This is a genomic window from Vibrio sp. V19_P1S1T109, from assembly GCF_002241375.1.
In the GTDB taxonomy this organism is placed as follows: domain Bacteria; phylum Pseudomonadota; class Gammaproteobacteria; order Enterobacterales; family Vibrionaceae; genus Vibrio; species Vibrio anguillarum.
Map to the genome: position 1 here is coordinate 1 of NZ_NDIM01000176.1, position 16,037 is coordinate 16,037.

Here is a 16,037-nt window from a genome sequence, read left to right on the forward strand (position 1 = left end):
CTATATAGGATTTAGAGTGATTTATCTCACGTTTATCGTGATCAGTGATAAATTTCCTACATTATTGACCAATTGTATTTGAGTTCACAAATGAGATGAATTGGTGATTCATAGCGGTTGCCTATCTTTCTATTATGTTTTTACTTCAGAAGCCGATAATAAATGGTAGACTCTCAACACTTGCGTAGCATCATGATGACGCAGAAGTAATTAACCTTGATAAAGGATGCATAGACGCCATGGACAATGCAGATTTTGTACAGAAACGGCAATATTACCGCTTAAAGTATCCAAAGCGGGCAAGACCTACCGTAAAAATTGATGATCAGCTATTCCATGTCTGTGAAATATCAGAGCAAGGCATTCGTATTTCAATGCCGAGAGTGACTACCTTATATTGTGGTCTATCGATGTCTGGTACGGTGCAGCTACGCAGCAACAATACAGTCAAAATTGCAGGTCAAGTACTGCGCTTTCAACAAGATGAAGTCGTGGTTCAACTATCCAATGGTCCTGCTTTTAAGCACATGGTTGAAGAACAGCGTTATATTCGCCAAAGATACCCGTCTTACTTCTCGTCTTTACGTTCTGCTTAAATCAAAAACTGTCTGCGTTGAAACGAGCGGTGCGTGCTTCTGCGATTGTGCAGTGCGTGATGTGCATAAGTTCGGCGAGAGTGATTGATGGGTTTTGTTTAACAAGCCTTACCAATTTGGCTGATTTGGGTTCAAGCTGTTCCTGATATTCTGCCAGTTTGTCTTTGAGTCTCGTTATTAAAAATTGCATGACCAGTGAATCAAGTTCTCTGAGCCGATTTGCCAATAATTCAAGTTGCGTTATCTCACCACTGATTTGCCAATTTCTGGAACGTCGTATTCGTTTCAGGTCGCACTGATATTCTCTCGCCAGCATTTTGGCTTTTTTCGCATTTTCTCCACCAAGCCGATGAATCAATGAGGGGAGGGAAATCGTGATGATCATAATAGCCATGTTCTTGTTTGAATGACTTTCCGTTATAACACGGTCTTATAAAACGGTGAAACCCCGATAGTTGGTAGCTATCGGGGTTTCGAATTTTTAGATTTCTCGGATGGTAAGGCCGATAGTCTTTATGCAAAAGGTTGGATTTTATCCAACTAATTCCTTGGTAGGAAATTAGATGCGGATGAAGTCCATGTGCTCAACTTTTGGCTTGAACACGTGACGTTGAACGTCTTGTGGCTTAACTTTTACTTCTGCGCCATCAATTACTAGAGTAATTGCTTCGTAGAATTCTGGTTTGTCCATTTGGTTGATCACGTCAGAATGATCCAGTGCGATAGCAACTGGCGCTGCTTCACCACCGTAAACAACTGCTGGGAATTGGCCCGCGTGACGTAGGCGGCGGCTCGCACCTTTACCTAGTTCAGTACGTACTACTGCTTCGAATTTCATAGTTTTTACACTCAAATTAGTAAAAATAAACTTCACATCTGCAATGCGACCTTGCTGATGTGGTATAGCTTTGATAGTGAATCAATGATTACTAACAAAACGAGCGCGGATACTAGCACTCTATCTAAGATGGGGCAATAGAAAATCCCTTGCAGCATCGATTTATTGCAGTGTTACGAAGGACCGTGACAGTCTTTATTGCTTAATGTCGAGTTCGATTTCGTCCATTAAACCGAACGAAAAGTTAGCACCGCTTTTAACCCCCCCATGGTGCTAGTCGATAGGGTTAGCGTACCGCGATAACTGTGCGCCATTTCACTGACAATATTCAACCCAAGCCCAGATCCAGAGGTTGTTTCGTCTAAGCGCACGCCACGCTGTATCGCTTTAGCCAGATCTTGCTCAGCAATACCTGGGCCATCGTCTTCGATGTGGATTTCTACCCAGCCTTCTTCTCGATTTTTTGCGTGAACTCGAACTAAAGAAGCTGCCCATTTGTAGCTATTTTCCAGTAGGTTGCCGAGCATCTCGTCGAGATCGGTTGGGTCAACGGCAACCTCTAGATCAGAATCCAACTCATTAACTAACGTGATTTCACGCTGTGCGTAAATTTTGTCAAATGCCATAGAAATAGCATCTACCCGTTCGCTTGGATTGGCTTTTACCGCAAGAATATTCATTGAGCCAGCCATGCGCGCGCGGCCTAGATGGTAGTCAATCTGTTTTTGTAACTGTTCAATCGGTGTTCTGAGTTTCTGCTGTTGTGCGAAATCAAGATGATCGATCTCATTGCGCAGTACAGAAATCGGCGTTTTTAAAGCGTGAGAGAGATTGCCTGCATGATTACGTGCACGTTCAAGCAATTCTTGATAGTGGAATAACAGTGCATTCAAATCATTGACTAACGGAAAGACTTCTTTTGGGTACTCGTCACTGAGACTGGCTTGTTGACCTTTGCGCAATGCGGCCAGCTCTTTTTGCATTTTCCCTAACGGCCGTAATGACCAACTGACTTGCAAGCCAATCAGCACCAATACACCACTGAAGAGCAGACCTAGTATCATCCACAATTGGCTAATTACGCTGTTTAAAGTGTCTTGTAATGGCGCTTCATCAAGACCGATGGTAATGGTGATAGGAGAAGGGAAATCTGGTAAGTAGATGATTTGTTCAATGACGATAAGTTTTTCATCTCTTGCGCCTTTGACGATGCTTTTCAAGCCATGTTTTTCGCTGATAAGGCGTTTATCCCACAATGAGCGAGAACGAAGCGATTGATCATGGCTTGAGGCCGTCCAATAAAGGCCGCTGTAGGGTTGGCTAAAACGAGGGTCGGAAAGGCGCGACGACAGTACTAGATTCCCTTGCGGTGTCGCTTCCAAGTTCGCCGTGATTTCATCCATCGCTAAGCGTAGCTGACTTTGCACATCATTGACTAGGTAGTCTTTGATCAGTGTGGGAATGCCAATTCCCGCCGCTAAAATCATGGTACCTAACCAAAACGTTGCCGCGAGCAGTAAACGACTTTTTAAACTGAGGCGCTTTAAGGCCGAGGTTTTATTTTGCATTAAGCTGGTATCCCAGTCCTCTCACGGTTTTGATAATGTTGTTATTGATTTTTTTACGGATGCGGCCAATAAACACTTCGATGGTGTTGGAGTCTCTATCGAAATCTTGTTTGTAGATGTGTTCCACCAGTTCAGTCCGTGAAATGACTTTGTCGGCATTGTGCATGAAGTAGGCAACCACTTTGTATTCCAGTGCCGTCAAGCTCACTGCTTGACCTTGCCACATCACTTTAGAGGTTCGAGTATCAAGGCTTAAGTCACCGATTTGCATCACAGGGGAAGCGTTACCTGATGCTCGGCGCAGTTGTGCGCGGATACGAGCGGTTAATTCCACCATCTCAAATGGTTTGGTGAGGTAATCATCCGCTCCTGCATTTAAGCCCTCGACTCGTTGAGTCAAACCGTCTCTTGCACTGAGGATCACAATGGGCGTATTGATGTTTTCATCTCGAATGCCTTTCAATACGGTGAGCCCATCAAGCTTGGGTAAACCGAGGTCGAGCACAATCACATCCCACTCTTCTGATGTGGCGCGATAGAGTGCATCAATGCCATCTTGTGATAATTCAGGCACCCAGCCGGTCTGTTCAAGCGCTTCTACAATTTGTTCCCCAAGACGAGGATCGTCTTCGACTACCAATATTTTCATGGTTATTCTCTATTTTTTGATGATGTCGCGTAGGTTCCTGCCACGAATAGCCATTAGTTCTAATGTGCTTGCATTATATTCTACGCGGATAACTCGGTTGTCATGCATCAGTTTTAATTCGTAGACCCATTCACCATCATCTTCATCTAACTCTACCTTGATAACTCGGCCATTGAGTTCTTTATCTATCGTGGCATAAAGCTCAGACAATGGATGAATTAAACCTTTTTGAACTGCCGCGTAGACCTCGTCTTGATCCTCATCAATCTCTACCTTGGTTCCTGGCTTATAAGTGTCTTGAACCCAATCGTGTACATCACTGCTCGCAGCTAAAGTGGGTAAGGATAATGATGAGAGCAGCAGTAAGCGTGCGAAAGCTTTACCCTTTTTGAACAACATGTTGCGCCCCCCTGTAATAAGATGAACAGAGTATAAATGACCTTACATGAATAGAAAGTGAATCATCGGTTTTGTAGCTCATCTTCAAAGATCTTATCGCGCATTTTCCAAAATCGTCCCACTTTTCGCGCAATGACAAATTGTGGTGGACGAAAACGGTGTTGATGAGCCACCACTTTGCTTGGTGAAGATTGATCAAAAGGGCGATGCTTATCGGCTAGGTGTGGTCGCACAAATTGGTCGTGGAACACCTGTTTCTGTTTCTTGGTGGTTAGTGGCCAAAATTCGTGGACTTGTGCATCGTTCTCACCACGATAGGTAACGCGCAGTTGCGCTTTTCCACTTGCATCTTTGTGTACATTCAAATCCATTTCGATACATTCAAAAACCAATGCATCTTTGAGGTTGAGTGCTTCTTTGAGCTTTTTATCAGGGTCAACCAGTGTTGCGTCACATTCATGGCAGATACGTGCGGCGATATCGTTGTCAGCCCCGCACTCACCGCAATATTTTGCTCTAAAACGGTAACCACAGTGTTCTCGTTCGCCACTTTCTTCGTCTGTAAAATAGCCTTGGCAACGTCGACCATAGTGTTCAAGCAAAAAACCAGCGGCATCGAGTTTACCCCAAAAGTTGTTATTAAAACCGCAGGCCGGACAGGGAATGGTAATAATTTCACTGTTGGGATCGGGCTTTGGCTCACCGACTTCTGGTTGATAAAGATCATAGTTATTGCCCGCATAATCCAATACCAAACATTCGGTTTTTCCTGCGGATAAGCGTAGCCCACGTCCGACAATTTGCTGATATAAACTGATGGACTCGGTGGGGCGTAAAATCGCAATCAGGTCAACATGCGGAGCATCAAAACCTGTGGTTAATACCGACACGTTAACTAAGAATTTGATTTGGCGCTGTTTAAACTGCTTGATGATGGTGTCGCGTTCAGGGGTCGGCGTGTCACCAATGACGATGGCAGTTTCGTTGTTGGGCAGTAATTGCACAATTTCTTGAGCGTGGCGAACGGTGGCTGCAAAGATCATTACTCCCTGTTTTTGCTGTGCTAGTTGGATGATTTGTTGAACAATCTGTGGTGTGGCACGTTTCGATTGCTCAATCACCATGTCGAGTTCGGCTTCTTTGTAGCGCCCGGTATTGGCGGGTTTTAGCTGCGAAAAATCGTAACTGAGCACGGGGGCATCAACCATTCGCGCTGGCGTTAAAAAAGCTTCATCGAGCAGATAACGGATCGGTAGCTCAAAAATACAGTCACGGAAGAAGCGAGGCTCCTCACTGCGCACTTGGCCGCGAGTATGGTATTGATAAATCCAGCCCATGCCTAAACGATAAGGCGTAGCGGTTAACCCCAACACTTTAATCCCCGGGTTGAACTCGCTTAAATGGGTGATCACCTTTTGATAGCTACTACTTTTCTCATCCGGTACGCGGTGGCATTCATCAATCACCAGTAATGAAAATTGATTTTTAAAGGCATCTAAATTGCGCACCACGGATTGTACCGAAGCAAAGACGACCTGTTGATCTGTCTCTTTTCGTCCTAAACCTGCCGCAAATACCGCGCCTTGCAAACCGTAGCCCTCATATTTGGCATGGTTTTGCTCTACCAGTTCTTTCACGTGCGCTAGTACTAAGACTCGTCCTTTGGCAAGCCTTGCCAGCTCAGCAATAACCAAACTTTTTCCTGCCCCCGTCGGTAGTACAATTACGGCGGGCGTAGTGTGATGACGAAAATAGTGGATCACGGCTTTGACCGAGTCCGATTGATAAGGACGAAGTGTGTACATAACTCGCGTTTTCTCTTGTTGAACGCTGGATAAAAACAGTGAAATAGATCAACTATTTCATTTTAGCTGCGTATAATACCTGACTTGATTTAGATGAGGTAATCATGCGGTTAGATAAATTTTTGTGTGATGCGTTAGGTGCGACACGTAAAGAAGCCACCAAGATCATCAAAAGTGGTGATGTCACAGTAAATGGTAAGACGCAGAAAAGTGGTTCATTGCAGGTGACGCAGGAGTGTGAGGTGGAGTGGCAAGGCCGTGAGTTAATCTTGCATGGTCCGCGCTATATCATGTTACACAAACCCGCTGGTTACGTTTGCTCACATGAAGACGGCTTCAATCATACGGCATTTATTTTGCTCGATGAAGTGAATGTTCAAGACTTGCATTTTGCAGGACGTTTGGATGTCGATACCACAGGTTTGGTTCTGATCACCGATGACGGTCAATGGTCTCATCGCATTACCTCGCCAAAACACAAATGCGACAAAACCTACCGTGTCTGGCTTGCAGACCCTATTGAAGCGAATTATGTCGAACAATTCTTAACGGGTATTGAACTGCGTAATGAGCGTGAGCCAACCTTGCCTGCGCAATTGGAAGTCGTCGGTGAGAATGAATGTTTACTGACCATTCATGAAGGCAAATACCATCAAGTTAAACGCATGTTTGCTGCTTTAGGCAATAAAGTGGTTGGCCTTCACCGTGAGCGCATTGGTCATATTGTGCTAGATGAGGCACTAGAGCCCGGTGAATACCGTTATTTGACTGACCAAGAAGTGGCTTCTATTGGGGCTTGAACGGCCTAGCTTTACTGCAACTTCATTCCTTATTTATCTGGAGAACTATGACTTCATCTCAACCTGTTACAGCGAATAATACGCCGCACATTAGTTTTTTACTCTTCTTAGTATTAGGCGCGATTGGCGCATTAACGCCGCTGGCGATTGATATGTATCTGCCAGCCATGCCAGCGATTGCTAAAGATCTCGGTGTGAGTGCTGGAGCGGTACAAATGACGCTGACCGCTTATACCGCTGGTTTTGCGATAGGCCAACTATTGCATGGTCCTCTAGCCGACAGTTATGGCCGTCGCCCAGTGCTGCTGATCGGCGTATTACTGTTTGGTATTGCTGCCACTGTGAGTGCGACTACGCAGGGTATTGAAGCGTTAACGTATGTTCGCGCTGCGCAAGGTTTTGCTGGAGCAGCGGCGGCTGTGGTTATCCAAGCGGTGGTGCGTGATATGTTTGATCGCGAAGATTTTGCCCGCGCCATGTCTTTTGTCACCTTAGTGATGACCGTTGCCCCGTTAGCTGCGCCGATGATTGGCGGACACTTGGCCATTTGGTTTGGTTGGCGTTCGATATTTTGGGTGTTGGCTATTTTTGCCGCGGTGGTGATTGCTCTCGTGGTTTGGAAAATTCCAGAAACACTCAGTGCAGAAAATCGTCAACCGCTGCGCTTTCGAAATACCATTCGCAACTATGTGCAGTTAAGCCGTAACCCAGTCGCGATGGGGCTTGTTTTTTCTGGTGCTTTCTCTTTTGCTGGTATGTTTGCCTTTTTGACCGCAGGCTCTTTTGTCTATATTGATATTTATGGAGTCGATCCTGATCAATTTGGTTACCTGTTTGGCCTCAATATCGTCGCGATGATTATCATGACCAGTTTAAATGGTCGAATGGTGAAACGAGTCGGTTCCCACGCCATGCTACGCTTTGGTTTATTGATTCAGTTGTGCGCAGGTATCGGGCTATTTATCGCGTGGTTACTCAACCTTGGTTTATGGGGCATTGTGCCTTTTGTGGTGCTTTTTATTGGTACATTGTCAACGATAGGCAGTAATTCAATGGGATTATTGCTAAGTGGTTATCCAAAAATGGCGGGTACCGCTTCTTCACTGGCTGGAACGTTGCGTTTTGGCACAGGCTCAGTGGTTGCAGCGATTGTCGCGATGATGCCTAGTGATGTTGAGTGGCCGATGATTGTGGTCATGACGGCGTGCTCGGTACTTTCATCTCTTTTTTATTGGACATTAGGAAGAAAGGCGTAATGTCAGAGTATTACCTCGAAATTCAACGTGTAGTGAATACAGCGCTGCAAGAGTTAACAGCAGAACACCAAGCGAATAAGCTGGTGAATGCGCCTTTAGCTAATAATCACTTTTTGGTGCATTGGGTGAGTAAGGCATTGAAAGCACAACGATTTCATCGCTGTGTGGTGGATGATTTAAATCGTTGGCAGAAAGCTGGACGTTCGAAAGGCAACCAATCTGAATTACTGTTTATCTTCAAACGCATCTCAGCATTTTACGGTAAGTTTTTTGCGCAAGACGCGGATAACATCATTACCGATAAGAAAATTGACGCGTTTTTGGAATTCATGGAAGCGGCTCACTGGGAAGTGACAACATGTGATCCATTGGTGAATGAAGGCAAATTACAGCTTTTTACCGATGGGCAAAACTCATTGGCTTTGTGCGCAAATCAGTGTGAATCATGCTTTGATGGTGAACTGCTCGTGAAGCCGATGAACTGGTTTGTGCGGGGCCATCATGCTGATTTCGTCGAAAAGGCCAGCAGTGCTGGCTTTATGGTGCACAAACGTACCGATTATAAGTCGAATGTGAAATATCATGGTGAGTATTTGATATACCCAAGCAACCATGGCGTGCAATTGGCTGAAATTCCATTAGGCTTTCCTATTGATTAGTATGGAATTGAAACCCAATAAGTTGCAGAGCTAGCGATTTCGCTAGCTCTTTTTTTGTGCCTTTTTGACGATGGCTTTGACCATGCCATTAAAAATAAAAAGGTGGGCAGGCATCATCGCGAACCAGTAAAGTAACCCTAAGAATCCTTTGGGGTGCCACCATGCGGTCACATTGAGTTCTCGCGTTTCGCCTAGATCTTTAATGGTAAATTCCAATCGCCCTAATCCTGGGCCTTTCATCCCAAAAAGAAGAGACAAAAACTGTTGAGGTTGGCAGCGGATCACTTTCCACGAATCAATAAAATCGCCAACTTGCAGTTCCGGGCCACAAGGGGAGCGGCGCACAGGTTTGCCACCACCGAATAAAAGATCGAGCCATTCGCGTGTACGCCATAGTGCATTGGCAAAAAAATAGCCTTCTTGGCGGCTGCCTATGGTTCGGATAACATCCCATAAAGCCTCAGCAGAAGCGCAGGTCTGAATCGTTGCTCCTGCCTGTTTAGGATAGTAGCCAAAACCGGGTTGCCAACGCTGTAGGGCACTTGGATCAAATCCCCACACCTGCGAGCGTGTAAATTCCCCTTCATGCTCGATTATTTTGGTGACAACGTCACGATAGGAGGCCAGTTTTTGGGGATAGCGTGCTTCAATGGCTTGTGAGTCGGCAATGTAATCATGATCTAAACCGGCAAGTAGTGCTCTGCCAATATTAGAAGGGACTGAGGTGACAAGACCTAGCCAGTAAGAAGCCATTTTGGGGGTTAATAGTGGGGTAGACCATAACCGAAATGGTTTCTGCGTTGCCTGACAAATAATGGCAAATTGTTCGCGGTAGGAGAGGGTGTCAGGCCCACCGACTTCAAACAATTGGTGTGCAACGGGCTGCTCATTAGCTAATTCAAGTAGATAATGATTGAGGTTTTCCAGCGCTATCGGATTTGCTTTGGAATCAACCCATTTGGGAGTGATGAGCATCGGTAAGTTGTAAACAAAATCACGCATGATTTCAAATGCGGCTGATCCCGGTCCAAGAATGACACCGGCTCTTAACTCGGTCACTGGTACAGGACTTTTCCTAAGTAGATCGCCTGTCATTTTCCGTGCTTTGAGGTGCTCTGAGTTTCCGGTTTGTGGCTGAATCGCACTTAAGTAGATCAGGTGTTTGACCTGGCTAACCTCAAGGGCTTGTTTAACGTTTTCCGCTAGCGACAATTCATAGTCGACGAAATCATGTCCTTGCGCCATACCGTGCACTAAAAAATAAACCAGTTCAAATTGTGGGATAAGCGCAAGTGTTGCCTCTTTATCGGTAAGGTCTAAATAACGCAAGGTAAGGTTGGGATGAGATATGGCACGTGAGGTTAAGTAGTCAATGTGCCTAGCTGCGGCCGTTACTTGAAAACCTTGCGCTAATAGCAAAGGTAACAGTTGTGAGCCGACATAGCCTGATGCGCCGAGTACTAACACTTTTTTCATGACGGTCCCTTCAAATAAGATGGTTAGATTATGCTCACAGACGTATAATAGCGACTTCATTTTTCCTGTGCTATCAATGTGTTGAATTTGAGGTGATCGGTTGTCTGTTTTTTCGCAAATCGTGTTACATACAAGAGGCGATTTTTTCCGTCGCTTAATGGCTATCGCTCTGCCGATCACCTTGCAAAGTATTATGTTTTCTAGTCGTGGTCTAGTGGATGTTTTGATGCTAGGGCAATTAGGTGAGGCTGAAATTGCTGCGGTAGGCGTTGCCGCTAGAGCAACTTTTGTCACCACCATCATGCTAGTGGGCGTGACAACCGGAGGCGCACTGTTAACAGCTCAGTATTGGGGCGCAGGAAACAAACAGGGCGTGCGAGAAAGTACGGCACTTACGTGGTTAGTCGCTAACCTATTTGCTGTAATGACGGTGGCACTATTTTTACTGTTTCCAAGTCAAATCATGGCACTAACCACGGATTCCGAGACCGTTAATGCGCTAGGTAGCCAATATTTGATTATTACCTCACTCAGTATGTTTGCTGTAGCTTGCGTCAGTAGTATGGCGGTAGGGCTGCGAGCGATGCATAAACCGGGGCTCAGTACGTTTTTTAGCGGTATTGGTATTGTTTCAAACGTGTTTTTAAACTGGGTGCTGATTTTCGGCAAATTGGGTTTTCCCGCAATGGGAATCGAAGGTGCGGCGATTGCTACCGTGCTCAGTGGTTTTATTGAAGTTGCGTGTTTATACGGTTACCTCTATGCCAAGAAACATCTGTTAGCGTTTGGAATTGACGATATCCGAGCCATCATTGAATGGCCTACCATTTCTCGTTTTTTGAAGCTTTCGTTGCCAACCACCTTTAATTTCCTTGCATGGGCAGGCGGTTTATTTGTCTACCATGCCATCATGGGGCAGAGTGGTGTGCAAGGCTTAGCGGCGTTATCGGTGATGACGCCAGTAGAATCGATTTCATTGAGTTTACTGATTGGGATGTCGAATGCGGCTGCGGTTTTAGTCGGTAACCAACTTGGCGCTAAGCAGTACGATGCTGTTTATTATCAAGCCTTAGGTTTAACTATCATCAGCCTTCTTGTAGGCGTGATCGTCGCTGCCGCCTTGTATGTGGTGCAGATCCCTATCCTGAACTCTTTCACCGCCTTGACGGATGAAACCCGTGCTTTATCTGAAGAGTTTATCGTGATACTGAGCCTTGGCATCATTTTACGTTCCATTCCAATGACTGTGATTGTTGGCGTGTTGCGAGCTGGCGGTGACGTAAAGTTTTGTCTTTACCAAGATTTAGTCGCGCAGTGGTTGATCGGTATTCCGTTAGCCGCATTTTGTGCGATTGTGCTTGGTGCTAAGCCTGAAGCCATCTATTTATTGTTTCTCGTTGAAGAGTTGATTAAATGGGGCGGTTCTCTTTATCGAATGAAAAGCAAGAAGTGGATGCGAAATTTGATTGAAAATTAGACACAACGCAGTTAGGTGGTGCAATTTGATGCACATAATGTGATCCGGTATCCAAAATGCTTTCTACTGCAGGAGAATTAGTGTAGATTCACAATCCAATTTTAGTCGATTGCGAGCGATTTGATGTTACAGCTGACCAACCTGTGTAAAGGCTATCTAGATGGCGATGAATTTCATCCCGTGCTACAGGGGGCAGAGTTAACATTAAACCGAGGCGACCAAATCGCATTGATGGGTGAAAGTGGTTCGGGTAAGAGTACATTACTCAACCTTATTGCCGGATTAGATATTGTCGATTCTGGCGAAATTTGGTTTCCAAGTTTTGCCATGCATGACACGTCAGAAAATAAGCGTACCGCTTATCGCCGAAATAACATTGGTCATATATTTCAGCAGTTTAATCTTCTTCCCACCCTCAATCTCGCGGATAATATTCGCTTTTGTCGTCAGTTGAAAGGAATGCCGGAAGACCAAGGTTTACTGCGTCAAATTCTTTCTTCGCTTGATTTAATGCCGTTGCTAGGCCGATACCCTGAAGAGGTTTCTGGTGGGCAGCAGCAGCGTGCTGCGATCGCGCGCTCCTTGTACATGGAGCCTAAGATTTTATTAGCAGATGAACCAACCGGTAGTCTTGATGAGCGTAATGCCGAGGCGGTGATGCGTTTATTGACGACCTTAACTCGCCAGCTGGATTGCACGTTATTATTGGTGACGCACAGTGAAAAAGTCGCGCAGCATATGGATGGTCGCGTACGTTTACAAGGAGGGTTGTTGCATGTTATGGCCCGTAGTTAAGGCGCTACTTGGTCATTATCGGCGTTATCCTTTACAAATCATCCTAGTATGGCTGGGTTTAACGCTTGGCGTTTCATTGTTGGTGGGAGTGACGGCCATCAACCAGCATGCTCGTCAAAGTTATGAACATGGCGAAAAGCTGTTTTCTAATCCATTACCTTATCGTATTCGTTCCAAGCATATTGCCAATAAAATCCCCCAAGGTTTCTATATTCAGTTGCGCCGTGATGGATTTTCTCAGTGCGCTCCTTTTGAAAACCATCGTTTGACGACAAAAAATGGCACGGATATTTCGCTGATTGGGCTTGATCCCGTCGCTATGTTGCCAACCAATAGCGGCCTTCCTCTATCGGAATTTTCGACATTATCATTGATGAATCCGCCGTATCCTATTTTGGTGAGTGTTGATCTCGCTCGTCTCCAAGGTTGGCAAACGGGTGATTTTATCGTGCTTGATGATGAATCAAAGTTAGGTCCTATTCAGATCGATCAACAAGATCTCATCAACGGCACACGCGTTATTGCGGATCTATCCTTGGTGCGTATGCTCAAGAAAAGTTCGGGCTTATCTGTTATTGCTTGTGGTGATATGCCGCCAGAGAAACTGAAAAGACTAAAAGATAATTTACCTAATGGTTTGACGCTAGTCCGTAGTTCTCGCACTGAGCTGGAATCACTCACGCGTGCTTTTCATCTCAATCTCAATGCAATGGGTATGTTGGCATTTTTGGTCGGGCTATTTATATTCTACCAAGCCATGTCCTTATCTTTAATCCAGCGCCAACCTTTAGTCGGGTTATTACGGCAAGCGGGTGTTTCTGGCTGGCAGCTTACCCAAGCATTGGTGATTGAGTTGTTTGGCATGGTCCTGCTTAGCTGGATATGCGGTAACGGATTGGGGTTATTATTGGCCAATCAACTTATTCCAGCGGTTTCAGCCAGTTTGGGTGACTTGTATGATGCTAATGTCGGTTTATCGATTAGCTGGAATTGGCAGTGGAGTAGTTACAGTTTAGTCATGGCGTTGATTGGTGCATTCGCGGCGTGCGCTTGGCCCCTCGTCCGGTTGCTAAAATCGCAGCCTATTCGTCTTTCGGCTCGTCTCTCTTTGCTTCGATTTGCTGGCACAGAATTTCGCCTGCAAGCCCTTGTTGCTTGCGCATTGACTGTCGCGGCGATTGCCGTGTATCAAGTTCCACAAACGCAACTTTCTGGTTTTGCAATTATTGCGTTGATGTTACTCAGTGTTGCGCTGTTTACGCCTTATCTTATTTGGACGCTGTTCAACAGTTTTTCCTACTCACTCGCTTGGGTAAAAGCGCGTTGGTTCTTTGCCGATGCAGCCGCTAGTATGAGCTATCGCGGTGTCGCAACTATGGCATTTATGATTGCTATGGCGGCGAATATTGGCATTGAAACCATGGTTGGTAGCTTTAGAGACACTACTGAAAAATGGTTAAACCAACGTTTAGCGGCCGATATTTATGTCTATCCTACCAATAGTTCAGCATCAAGAATGAGCAGTTGGTTGAAAGCGCAGCCTGAGGTCAATGATGTTTGGTGGCGTTGGGAAAAAGATTTCGCCACCGACAAAGGTGCATTGCAAGTGGTCAGCACGGGTATCTCCGATGGTGAGTTAGACTCGTTGACGGTTAAACTCGCTGTTCCTAACTATTGGTATGATTTACACCATTCAAAGAGTTTGATGATCAGTGAATCCATGGCGCTTAAATTAGGCATTAAGCCTGGTGATTTTATTGACCTTTCTGAGCCTTTGGGCCAAAAGTGGCAAGTCGTGGGGGTGTATTACGATTATGGTAACCCTTACCACCAGGTCTTATTATCACACCAAAATTGGTTATTTGCGTTTGCCAGTACGGGAAATGTGGCACTAGGAGTGGTTTTGCACGAAGGTGTGAATGACCAAGGATTAAAGAAGCGACTAGAATCGGTATTTAGGTTGGGCCCTGAGCGGATTTTTGATAACAATCACATCCACACTCAAGCGATGCGGGTGTTTGACCGAACCTTTGCCATCGCCGATACGCTCGGGCGTATTACTTTGTTGATTGCCGTGTGTGGTATTTTCTTTGCTACGTTAGCTGGAGAGGTTTCCCGCCAGCGACATGTTTCGCTACTGCGTTGTTTGGGTGTTTCTGGTAAAGAGCTGGTGGTGATTGGCAGCTTGCAGTTGTGTGTTTTTGGGGCGATAGCACTCGTGATTGCAATGCCGTTAGGGCTTGCACTCGCTCGTCTTGTGGTGGACATCGTGATTAAACAATCCTTTGGTTGGACAATCCAACTGCAGTTGATCCCCGGGGAGTATTTGAAAACGGCAGCATGGGCGATGGTGACCTTGATGTGCGCAGGTGCAATCCCGGTTATTCGTTTGGTCAGAAGGCCACCGATTAGCTCATTTAGAGACGCGTTATAAATGATGAAACGATACCTCGTACTTTTGTGCTCTTTGTTGATTGCTGTATTGTTCGGCCTCTATTCGTGGCACCAGTATTGGCAGGCACAGCAAACGATTTCAGAATATGCCGTTTCTGAAACAGCTTCTAAGCAAATGGATACATCATCAATATCGAAGGAGCACCCGTTCGAGTTCGTGCTTCCTAATCGCCCGGTACGACTTCCTCAAGATTTCAATTTTCATCAAGGTTTTGAACATGAGTGGTGGCATTACTTTGCGAATGTCAGTGATGAACATGGGCAGCAATATGGGATCCAGTGGAGTTATTTTCGTCTCGCTAATGAAGCTCGAGATGCCAATGGATGGCTTAGTCCTCAGCTTTATCTTGCTTATGTGGTGATCTCTTCAAAGAATGAAGTCTGGCGTGAACAGCGGATTGCGCGGGGCGGAATTGGTCAAGCCGGCTTAGAATTAAAGCCGTTTAAAATGTGGATTGATAATTGGAACTGGCGCGCACCGGGGACGACTCCATTTCCTGGAGTATTAGATGTAGCGACGGACACGTTTTCACTCTCATTAAAAAATAACCTTTCCGGGCCATTTGTATTACCTGGTCAGCAGGGATACCAAAAAAAGCATGATTCACTCTCTTTAGCCTCATATAGTCTCCAAGCACCGTTTTTGCAGGTCAAAGGTGTGCTCAACTTAGGTGTTAACTCTCAACCCATTCAAGTCACAGGTAATGCATGGCTGAGCAAGGAGTGGGGCAATAATCTACTGCCTAACGCTGAACAGGGATGGGATAAGTTGTTCGTTAAACTCGATAGCAAAACAACCTTATTGGTTAATCGCTATCGTTATTTTCAGCAAGAGCCCTATTTGTTTGGGGCAATTGTGAAAGATTCGGGCACCACGATCGCACTATCTGCTGATGAAATTGATTTAGTTCCTGTCGTTTCTGCTGCATCGGAGAATGAGCGTGACATCCCGTTACAATGGGTGGTAAACATCCCTAAATATAATATTCATCTGGTGACGAAAGCGGTGAATCGCGATTTGTGGTCACCCTTTCTGATCCCTTATTGGGAAGGCCCCATTATCACCGATGGTAGTCATAAGGTGACGGGTTTCATGCAACTAACGAGCAACTAAGTTCAAATATTTGCGGAATCTAAAGGTCAAGTTGTTCTTGGCCTTTTGTGTTTTTGTGAACCTTTTTTATTTTGTTGTAAAATTGTTATGCATGAAAACTAATCAACAATGGGAAAATAGTGAAAACCAAGGAATATACGTTGTATTGTTA

General features: G+C 45.3%; 15 protein-coding genes. 8 read left to right on the top strand and 7 right to left on the bottom strand.

Annotation, left to right across the window (positions count from 1 at the left end):
* Positions 1 to 239: 239 nt before the first annotated feature.
* The gene (locus tag B9J87_RS08340; RefSeq protein WP_017046184.1) at positions 240 to 596 is read left to right on the top strand and encodes a PilZ domain-containing protein; all 357 of its coding nucleotides are present in this window, start codon (positions 240 to 242) and stop codon (positions 594 to 596) included.
* 1 nt (position 597) lies between these two features.
* On the opposite strand, the gene B9J87_RS08345 is transcribed toward B9J87_RS08340, so the two are convergent.
* The 6 genes from B9J87_RS08345 to B9J87_RS08370 form a co-directional block, all read right to left on the bottom strand.
* Complete coding sequence (locus tag B9J87_RS08345) at positions 598 to 990, bottom strand: ribosome recycling factor family protein (protein WP_017047699.1); 393 nt, start codon at positions 988 to 990, stop codon at positions 598 to 600.
* 165 nt (positions 991 to 1,155) lie between these two features.
* Positions 1,156 to 1,434 (bottom strand): 50S ribosomal protein L25, encoded by a 279-nt coding sequence (gene rplY, locus B9J87_RS08350; RefSeq protein WP_010318386.1) that lies wholly within the window; start codon positions 1,432 to 1,434, stop codon positions 1,156 to 1,158.
* A 227-nt stretch (positions 1,435 to 1,661) separates the two neighbouring features.
* Positions 1,662 to 3,002, bottom strand: a complete 1,341-nt coding sequence (locus B9J87_RS08355) for an ATP-binding protein (protein WP_094150171.1) — start codon at positions 3,000 to 3,002, stop codon at positions 1,662 to 1,664.
* On the bottom strand, positions 2,992 to 3,651 hold the full coding sequence (locus B9J87_RS08360) for a response regulator transcription factor (RefSeq protein ID WP_010318384.1): 660 nt from the start codon (positions 3,649 to 3,651) through the stop codon (positions 2,992 to 2,994). The genes B9J87_RS08355 and B9J87_RS08360 overlap by 11 nt, the downstream gene beginning before the upstream one ends.
* A 9-nt stretch (positions 3,652 to 3,660) precedes the next feature.
* On the bottom strand, positions 3,661 to 4,050 hold the full coding sequence (locus tag B9J87_RS08365; RefSeq protein WP_010318383.1) for a PepSY domain-containing protein: 390 nt from the start codon (positions 4,048 to 4,050) through the stop codon (positions 3,661 to 3,663).
* A gap of 62 nt (positions 4,051 to 4,112) precedes the next feature.
* Positions 4,113 to 5,855 (bottom strand): DEAD/DEAH box helicase, encoded by a 1,743-nt coding sequence (locus B9J87_RS08370; protein ID WP_094150173.1) that lies wholly within the window; start codon positions 5,853 to 5,855, stop codon positions 4,113 to 4,115.
* 104 nt (positions 5,856 to 5,959) lie between these two features.
* On the opposite strand from B9J87_RS08370, the gene rsuA reads away from it, so the two are divergent.
* From rsuA to B9J87_RS08385, 3 genes are read left to right on the top strand one after another with little or no spacing between them, the layout of a single operon-like run.
* Positions 5,960 to 6,655 carry a 16S rRNA pseudouridine(516) synthase RsuA gene (rsuA, locus tag B9J87_RS08375; RefSeq protein WP_017044313.1) on the top strand — a complete coding sequence of 232 codons (696 nt, stop codon included), beginning with the start codon at positions 5,960 to 5,962 and terminating at the stop codon, positions 6,653 to 6,655.
* A gap of 47 nt (positions 6,656 to 6,702) precedes the next feature.
* Positions 6,703 to 7,911: a Bcr/CflA family multidrug efflux MFS transporter gene (locus B9J87_RS08380; protein WP_013857017.1), complete on the top strand. Its 1,209-nt coding sequence runs from the start codon at positions 6,703 to 6,705 to the stop codon at positions 7,909 to 7,911.
* Positions 7,911 to 8,570 carry a DUF2913 family protein gene (locus tag B9J87_RS08385; protein ID WP_017049847.1) on the top strand — a complete coding sequence of 220 codons (660 nt, stop codon included), beginning with the start codon at positions 7,911 to 7,913 and terminating at the stop codon, positions 8,568 to 8,570. The genes B9J87_RS08380 and B9J87_RS08385 overlap by 1 nt, the downstream gene beginning before the upstream one ends.
* A gap of 42 nt (positions 8,571 to 8,612) precedes the next feature.
* Here B9J87_RS08385 and B9J87_RS08390 read toward each other — a convergent pair whose 3' ends face one another.
* Positions 8,613 to 10,106, bottom strand: coding sequence for a DUF2867 domain-containing protein (locus tag B9J87_RS08390; RefSeq protein WP_094123729.1), 1,494 nt, complete (start codon positions 10,104 to 10,106; stop codon positions 8,613 to 8,615).
* Between the two features lie 40 nt (positions 10,107 to 10,146).
* On the opposite strand from B9J87_RS08390, the gene B9J87_RS08395 reads away from it, so the two are divergent.
* From B9J87_RS08395 to B9J87_RS08410, 4 genes are all read left to right on the top strand, one after another.
* A complete protein-coding gene (locus B9J87_RS08395; protein ID WP_017046178.1) occupies positions 10,147 to 11,523 on the top strand; it encodes an MATE family efflux transporter in 1,377 nt (458 codons plus the stop codon).
* Between the two features lie 123 nt (positions 11,524 to 11,646).
* Positions 11,647 to 12,318 carry an ABC transporter ATP-binding protein gene (locus B9J87_RS08400; RefSeq protein ID WP_013857013.1) on the top strand — a complete coding sequence of 224 codons (672 nt, stop codon included), beginning with the start codon at positions 11,647 to 11,649 and terminating at the stop codon, positions 12,316 to 12,318.
* Positions 12,299 to 14,752, top strand: coding sequence for an FtsX-like permease family protein (locus tag B9J87_RS08405; RefSeq protein WP_094150180.1), 2,454 nt, complete (start codon positions 12,299 to 12,301; stop codon positions 14,750 to 14,752). Before B9J87_RS08400 ends, B9J87_RS08405 begins: the two co-directional genes overlap by 20 nt.
* A complete protein-coding gene (locus tag B9J87_RS08410; protein WP_094150182.1) occupies positions 14,753 to 15,886 on the top strand; it encodes a lipocalin-like domain-containing protein in 1,134 nt (377 codons plus the stop codon). It abuts the gene before it with no gap.
* Positions 15,887 to 16,037: the final 151 nt, after the last annotated feature.

What these genes read in the sequence shown, in the direction of transcription:
- B9J87_RS08340 (WP_017046184.1), top strand. Translation starts at nt 240, where the DNA reads ATGGACAATGCAGATTTTGTACAGAAACGGCAATATTACCGCTTAAAG.
- B9J87_RS08345 (WP_017047699.1), bottom strand. Translation starts at nt 990, where the DNA reads ATGGCTATTATGATCATCACGATTTCCCTCCCCTCATTGATTCATCGG.
- rplY (WP_010318386.1), bottom strand. Translation starts at nt 1,434, where the DNA reads ATGAAATTCGAAGCAGTAGTACGTACTGAACTAGGTAAAGGTGCGAGC.
- B9J87_RS08355 (WP_094150171.1), bottom strand. Translation starts at nt 3,002, where the DNA reads ATGCAAAATAAAACCTCGGCCTTAAAGCGCCTCAGTTTAAAAAGTCGT.
- B9J87_RS08360 (WP_010318384.1), bottom strand. Translation starts at nt 3,651, where the DNA reads ATGAAAATATTGGTAGTCGAAGACGATCCTCGTCTTGGGGAACAAATT.
- B9J87_RS08365 (WP_010318383.1), bottom strand. Translation starts at nt 4,050, where the DNA reads ATGTTGTTCAAAAAGGGTAAAGCTTTCGCACGCTTACTGCTGCTCTCA.
- B9J87_RS08370 (WP_094150173.1), bottom strand. Translation starts at nt 5,855, where the DNA reads ATGTACACACTTCGTCCTTATCAATCGGACTCGGTCAAAGCCGTGATC.
- rsuA (WP_017044313.1), top strand. Translation starts at nt 5,960, where the DNA reads ATGCGGTTAGATAAATTTTTGTGTGATGCGTTAGGTGCGACACGTAAA.
- B9J87_RS08380 (WP_013857017.1), top strand. Translation starts at nt 6,703, where the DNA reads ATGACTTCATCTCAACCTGTTACAGCGAATAATACGCCGCACATTAGT.
- B9J87_RS08385 (WP_017049847.1), top strand. Translation starts at nt 7,911, where the DNA reads ATGTCAGAGTATTACCTCGAAATTCAACGTGTAGTGAATACAGCGCTG.
- B9J87_RS08390 (WP_094123729.1), bottom strand. Translation starts at nt 10,106, where the DNA reads ATGAAGTCGCTATTATACGTCTGTGAGCATAATCTAACCATCTTATTT.
- B9J87_RS08400 (WP_013857013.1), top strand. Translation starts at nt 11,647, where the DNA reads ATGTTACAGCTGACCAACCTGTGTAAAGGCTATCTAGATGGCGATGAA.
- B9J87_RS08405 (WP_094150180.1), top strand. Translation starts at nt 12,299, where the DNA reads ATGTTATGGCCCGTAGTTAAGGCGCTACTTGGTCATTATCGGCGTTAT.
- B9J87_RS08410 (WP_094150182.1), top strand. Translation starts at nt 14,753, where the DNA reads ATGATGAAACGATACCTCGTACTTTTGTGCTCTTTGTTGATTGCTGTA.